Origin of the sequence: Psychrobacter sp. FME13, from assembly GCF_014861395.1 — a bacterium.
Classification (GTDB): domain Bacteria; phylum Pseudomonadota; class Gammaproteobacteria; order Pseudomonadales; family Moraxellaceae; genus Psychrobacter.
In genome coordinates this window covers 1-6,399 of the sequence record NZ_RRYV01000173.1, presented here as the reverse complement: position 1 = coordinate 6,399, position 6,399 = coordinate 1, and the positions used below count along the sequence as shown (strand labels likewise).

The window sequence follows — 6,399 nt, the reverse complement described above, 5'->3', positions numbered from 1 at the left end:
CAATGGTAGTGTGGGTTCGCCCATGTGAGAGTAGGTCATCGTCAGCTCTCTATTCCTGATTTGCCCCTTGATACCTTGTATCAAGGGGCTTTTCTTTGTCTGTGAAAAAGTGCTAGATTTCTTAATTCTTAGGCACGGCTCTGTGTGTTACTATTCATAATTACTTTTATATTTAGGAGCATGTTATGGGCGTTTCTCTCTACTATACCGCTGAGCGTACGACGCTTTTGACTGAGCAGGAGCAAGAAGACATTACGCTTATCATTGATAAATATAATGATAGCTTTGAACATGCAGAAGACGCGGAATCTTTTGATCTCTATGCTTATGATGATAGTGAGTCAGAAGTGATATTAGCAGGTGCTACTAAAATGCCTGCTAGCGTAGATGTGGAGGTCCTGATGTATAGCATCAATCATTGGCTACAATGTCTGACTGAGATTCGTCTCGTGGTTGCTGATGCAGAATGGCACGTTCATCTAGATGACAATGATGCGGTATGGGTAGATAATAGATGGCAGATGGAATAGCATCTGATCTGACTCAGATGGCAGCAAGTTAAACAATGCTTTATAAAGTGCAAGCTAAAAAGTAAATGAGGATATAAACCGATGTTAATTATCAAACTAACTGATAGCAAAGAAACTTTAGATGATATCGAAAAAATATGTCTATATCTAACCACGCATAAAGAGTTATTGCCTTTGCTAACCACTGAGGAAGACCACGACCTTGCGTATATTTTAAAGCCGACATTTAAAGCGGATCATAACGAATCTGAAAAGAAAGCGCACTGGGAAAAACTCTTTAATGAGTTTACGCTAACTGATAGTAATGGCGATGAACTGCGTTTTTATAGAGAGAAAAAAACAGATGCTCTATATTTTGGTACGAAAGAAGGGTTTGAGACGATCAAAAGCATCAATAACGATGAACCTGCTATTAGAAGCAGATTTAACAGCTAAAGCCACTAGTGAGCTTCTATTAAGCGATTAAGCTTTGATTTAAAATATGTCTCAGTCAGTTAATCAGCCAGATAGTAAATTACTATCGCTCTCTTTCAGCCTTAGAATGGAGTCTGTTTTGTTTAAACTTTACTATTATCCGAACAATGCGAGTTTAGCGCCACATTTTTTGCTGCATCATGTACAGGCGGATTATGAATTAATACTGGTTGAAAGAGAGAGTAACAGACACAAATCAGCTGATTATTTGAGGTTGAATCCTGCTGGACGTATTCCAACGCTGGTTGATGATGGGCAGGCAATCTTTGAGAGTCCTGCTATTTGCATTCATATTTGTGAATCATATTCAGAGTATGAGTTGATACCTGCACTTGGCGACCCTAAACGCCCGTTGTTTTTTCAATGGCTGGCATTTTTAAACAACACATTGCAAGCGGAGCTGATGGTTCGTTATTATCCACATCGTCACACCAATGATGAACGTAATATACCAAGTGTTATATCTGCTCAAGATGATCGTATTGCAGAGGCTTTGTCTATTATTAATGATCAGCTGGAGTCTAATGAGTTTTTGCTTGGTGAAAAACTATCGGCATGTGATTATTTCTTATTTATGTTGGCGGAGTGGTCATTGGTATCAGAAAAGTCGCCTATGACCTATAAAAACTTGGCAATGTATCTAAATCGATTAAGTGAAAATCCTAGTATAAAAGCAGTATGTGAGTTTGAAAAGATAGATCTGACACCATTTAAAATATAACCGGACTAAGTTATCAACGTTATAACTCAGAATTTTTAAGAAAGAATTGAGGCAGCAAAGGGAAAACTTATGTCAATTTGGTCACTGGTTCTAATATCATTTTTGCATATTACGATTGGTGGGGCTTTTTCACTTGGTTTTCTCTTTTATATTTGTGCAGAGAATAGCCCCGTTTTATCCGAATTTGAAAATACCGCTCTGTTTACCTTACTTATCGCATATTCAGTCTCTCTGTTAGTGAGTACTGGACTGGCCATTTACTATTATGTGGCACTTGATAGCGAGTCGTACTACTTATGCTTTTTACTGTCTTGGGGCTTGTTCATACTGCTCTTAGGTTATTGGACGTACATTTCAGCGAGATTTAGCTAATAAATTGTTTAAGGAAGGTGAGTTTGTGGCTATTAGGTTTTCATAGATATTACTATTTGAACAGCTTAATCCTCAAATAGATAGAGTCGTCAGTTTGCAAAAACTACATTTAGGCTTTAGCTATTATTTTATATTTTAACTCAGAAGTGAAACATCGTAGCGCCAATGGTAGTGTTGTGCGCCCATGTGAGAGTAGGTCATCGTCAGCTCTCTATTCTAGATAAAGCCCCCAACGTTAATTCGTCAAGGGCTTTTCTATGTGCATAAAATTTTTCTATTATAAAATACTTGATAGATTATATTTATAGTTCTAATGAATTTATAGATGCGTATTTTTTTATAGGTTTATTATTTAAAATTATAAAAAGTATATCATTAGGCTTTCTTCGATATATTATTAGCTCGTGCTACTATTGTAAGATTAGAACCTAATAAAGAGTTGGAACTTAGAATGAAAAATGCAGTTTCTCATAAGAAATCAGGAGAGATTATGAAAGATTTTGTTAACCAACTAGACAAAGAAACTAGGAAAGTTGATTTTGACTCCTTTGATATCTCAGTTAAAGAGTTGGTCTCAATGACAGATGAAGGTATTGTAGATATTGCTCCTGAATATCAACGTCAGTTCAGGTGGCCTAAAGAAAATCAATCAAGGTTAATAGAGTCTGTTTTTTTAGGTATTCCTGTACCAAGTCTATTTATGGCTGCAAATAAAGATGGTTCTTGGGAACTTATAGATGGAGTTCAGCGTTTAAATTCTTTAATTCATTTTGTTGGCAATGAGTACCAACTAGCGAAGTTCGGATTTAAAAATTCATTAGTTCTAAGTGGACTAAGTGTTTTAAGTGAGTATAACGGTGCTAGTTTCAATGATTTACCACAAACTCTAAAGTTGAAATTTTCTCTCAGACCTTTAAAAGTCACTACGTTAAGTGATAAAAGTGATTTAAAAGTTCGGTTTGATCTTTTTGAAAGATTAAATACTGGTGGTATTAAATTAACAGATCAAGAAATTAGATCATGTGTTTTTCGTGGGCAATTTAACGACTTTATTAGTGAGTTAGCACAAAATGAATGTTTCAATGCTGTAGTTAATCTTCCAAGTGCAAAAGTCAAAGATGGTACGAAGAATGAGTTGATACTCAGATTTTTTGCATACAAGAATAATAGAAATAGATTTGAACATAGTGTTGTTAGTTTTTTAAATGACTATATGGCGGATGCGTCTACCTCTTTTGATTACAAAAAAAATCGCTCTACGTTTGAAAAGACTTTTGAGGCCTTAGCATATGAACTTCCAGATGGAATTAAAAGAGGAATTCGAACAACAACTCCATTTAATTTGTTTGAAGCACTAACGATTGGAGCTGCTGATGCAATAGAAGAAGGTATAGATATACGAGGTAAAAATGTATCAGTATGGATAGATGATGATGAATTAACCCAGCTTACTTCTGGTGCAACAAACTCTAGACCTAGACTAAATGCAAGAATTGATTATTGTTACGATAGGTTTAAGTAGTTATGTATCAATCAGTTGAATTGGAAATAATGGATAGACTCAATCAGTCAAAAGAATTGATTAGTCACATTTCGAGTCTTGAACTAGATAATCAAAATTCCGAACTGATTAAAATCCAAAAAGGATATCTTTTCGTATCATTGTATTCGTCTATTGAGTACACGATTACTAGTGTGGTTTCTAGATATTTAGAAATATTAAGGCAGGAACAGCTGAAGCCGATGGACTATCAGAGATATTTATTATGTACTGTTCTTGATGGAAAGTTTAATGCTTTAGTTGGAAGCGGCAAGAAGAAAGTATGGGACAAGAAGAAAGAATTCTTTGATGCACTGTTTTCGTCTGAACCAGTAGATATAGATAATTCAGTGTTTCCTACAGATGGTATAAATATTTCGAATAAACAAATAGAAGATATATGGGGTATTTTTCATCTTGAGGGCACCCCTATACCTGAAGGTATAAATGTTTGGATTTTGAATGAAATTAAAGAACATAGAAACGCTATTGCTCATGGCCGTGAGAAAGCCGCTGACATCGGAGGGCGATATACATTCAGTATTCTTAACCAGCGAGTAATAGATATTGAAAAGCTTTGTTTTCATATTGTAGCGGGGTTTCGAGAAAGCTCTAATACGAAATCTTACCTCTATACTGGCAGTACATAATATAGATTAAGAACTTGAGAGAGGCATGAGTTACGTGGTGCGTTTACGTGTATTTTTTGAATTTTACTAGAAAATAGTTAATGTAAATGGCTATCATATAAAAAATATATGGCATATTGGAACAGGTGGTATTAGTAATCAAATTTTAAACCTAACAGAAAATAGCCTGTGCCACTTAATATTTTAAAAAGAAGTAATCTAGAAACAACAACTATAAAAGAGAAGCGCCATGACAACATCGAAAGTAACCTACCAAGGTAATTTACGCACACAAGCTATTCATCTACAGTCTAACAATCAAATCATCACCGATGCACCGACGGACAATCACGGTAAGGGCGAAGCGTTTTCTCCCACTGATTTGCTAGCCACCAGTCTGGGCAGTTGTATCTTAACGATTATCGGTATTAAAGCCGAAGCGATGGATATCGATATCTCAGGTACGACCGCAGAAGTCACCAAAGTCATGGCTGCCAAACCAAGGCGTGTGAGTGAAATACACATTATCGTTAATTTTCCACGTGTGTTGGATGAGAGCACCTTAAAACGATTTTATAAAGCAGCGTTAACGTGTCCAGTAGGCAACAGCTTGGATCCTGCCATTACTCAAAATCTAGTATTTAACAACGGCACTGACGCTTAGTATGTCTACTAAGACTCTACTCATCGTCGCTCATGCGCCATCGCCTAATACTCAGCAATTGGCGCAGGCAGCTTATGACGGTGCCAATCATTCTGATATAGATATCGCTGTCATTTTGAAATCACCGCAGGACACGCAGCCAGAAGACGTATTAGCTGCTGATGCGTTACTGCTAGGTACGACCGAAAACCTAGCGTATATGGCAGGGCTGACCAAGGATTTCTTTGATCGTTGCTACTATCCTGTACTAGAAGAAAAGCAGGGCATGCCATTTGCGGTATACATACGGGCAGGGCATGATGGTACGGGTACCAAGCTTGCGCTCAAAACCATTACCACGGGATTGCGCTGGTCTTGGGTACAAGAGGCGCTGATACTACAGGGCGATTGGCAAGAGAGCTTCACTGCGCAAGTAGAAGAGCTTGCCATGACGCTAGCTGCTGGGGTAGAAGCAGGTATTTACTGATAGTGAGTTGTTTGGCAATGCTTGTTGATATATGCAACTACTGCCAAAAGTACCATAGACAGTTTGGAGAGAGCCGTAATGCATAATGATGATTTGAATAATAAAGTGGACATCGCTGCACTGCCAGTCTCTCAAGCGTGTGAGAATAATAAGCAGCCTATTTTAGAAGTGCTGCAAATTGAGCTACAAGGCTTTAGACATGTGCTAGAGGTTGGCTCTGGAACTGGTCAGCATAGTGTGCATTTTGCGCCCAATCTGTCTGAGCTACAATGGCAAACGAGCGATGTGATTAGTAATCATCGGCACATAATAGCTTGGCATCATGCTTACCCTGCGCCCAATCTATATGCCCCTTTAGCGTTTGATTTGAGTACGGATGCCGTACCTGTCAATAGCCAGTTAAACTTACCTTATGATGCAATGTTTACGGCTAATACGCTGCATATTATCAGCTGGGCTTTGGTTGAACGGTTATTTGCATTGGCTGGTGATGCGCTCCCTATCGGTGGAAAGCTGATCGTATATGGCCCGTTTAACGAAGATGGTAAATATACCAGTGAGGGCAATCAGCGATTTGATGCGATGTTGAGAGCAGGCAATCCTGATAGTGGTATTCGCCATAAAGAGGACATTGTCAGTTTGGCAAGTGAACATCATTTGCAACTGAATAATACTTATGCAATGCCTGCCAATAATCAACTATTGGTATTTCAAAAAATATAAAGCATCAAATTCTTAGAACAGAAAAGCCACCTCAATTAAGATCAGAAGATGATCGATTGAAGTGGCTTTTTATTTGGGTCTTCTTATTTAGGCGTTCTTATTTTTTACGCGGTTAGACTATTTATATTCTTCTGCTAAAAAGTCCAAATAACGTTTCCAAGAGCGCTCATCTGCACGTGCATCATATCTATCACTACCGAATACGCTAAAGGCATGGGGTGCACCTGTAGTGGCATAATAAACTTGGACAGTGCATAAGAGGTTTATACTACCCCAAAGA

At 37.8% G+C, this 6,399-nt stretch carries 9 protein-coding genes; 8 read left to right on the top strand and 1 reads right to left on the bottom strand.

Going from position 1 to position 6,399, the window contains the following annotated elements; all coding sequences use genetic code 11:
* Positions 1–185 precede the first annotated feature (185 nt).
* The 8 genes from EI164_RS14060 (at position 186) to EI164_RS14025 (ending at position 6,119) form a co-directional block, all read left to right on the top strand.
* Positions 186–530 (top strand): hypothetical protein, encoded by a 345-nt coding sequence (locus EI164_RS14060; RefSeq protein ID WP_192520554.1) that lies wholly within the window; start codon positions 186–188, stop codon positions 528–530.
* Between the two features lie 81 nt (positions 531–611).
* Entirely contained in the window at positions 612–965 is a 354-nt protein-coding gene (locus EI164_RS14055) for a hypothetical protein (protein WP_192520553.1), read from the top strand.
* Positions 966–1,083: 118 nt separating this feature from the next.
* Positions 1,084–1,725, top strand: coding sequence for a glutathione S-transferase family protein (locus EI164_RS14050; protein ID WP_192520552.1), 642 nt, complete (start codon positions 1,084–1,086; stop codon positions 1,723–1,725).
* Between the two features lie 823 nt (positions 1,726–2,548).
* Positions 2,549–3,619 (top strand): DUF262 domain-containing protein, encoded by a 1,071-nt coding sequence (locus tag EI164_RS14045; RefSeq protein WP_225739313.1) that lies wholly within the window; start codon positions 2,549–2,551, stop codon positions 3,617–3,619.
* A 2-nt stretch (positions 3,620–3,621) separates the two neighbouring features.
* Positions 3,622–4,287 carry an MAE_28990/MAE_18760 family HEPN-like nuclease gene (locus EI164_RS14040; RefSeq protein ID WP_192520551.1) on the top strand — a complete coding sequence of 222 codons (666 nt, stop codon included), beginning with the start codon at positions 3,622–3,624 and terminating at the stop codon, positions 4,285–4,287.
* Positions 4,288–4,516: 229 nt separating this feature from the next.
* A complete protein-coding gene (locus tag EI164_RS14035; RefSeq protein WP_192520550.1) occupies positions 4,517–4,930 on the top strand; it encodes an OsmC family protein in 414 nt (137 codons plus the stop codon).
* A gap of 1 nt (position 4,931) precedes the next feature.
* Positions 4,932–5,396 carry a flavodoxin family protein gene (locus EI164_RS14030; protein WP_192520549.1) on the top strand — a complete coding sequence of 155 codons (465 nt, stop codon included), beginning with the start codon at positions 4,932–4,934 and terminating at the stop codon, positions 5,394–5,396.
* A 78-nt stretch (positions 5,397–5,474) separates the two neighbouring features.
* Positions 5,475–6,119 carry a DUF938 domain-containing protein gene (locus EI164_RS14025; RefSeq protein WP_192520548.1) on the top strand — a complete coding sequence of 215 codons (645 nt, stop codon included), beginning with the start codon at positions 5,475–5,477 and terminating at the stop codon, positions 6,117–6,119.
* A 117-nt stretch (positions 6,120–6,236) separates the two neighbouring features.
* Here the strand turns inward: EI164_RS14025 and EI164_RS14020 are convergent, their stop codons facing one another.
* The gene (locus tag EI164_RS14020; RefSeq protein ID WP_318779556.1) at positions 6,237–6,386 is read right to left on the bottom strand and encodes a dienelactone hydrolase family protein; all 150 of its coding nucleotides are present in this window, start codon (positions 6,384–6,386) and stop codon (positions 6,237–6,239) included.
* Positions 6,387–6,399 lie beyond the last annotated feature (13 nt).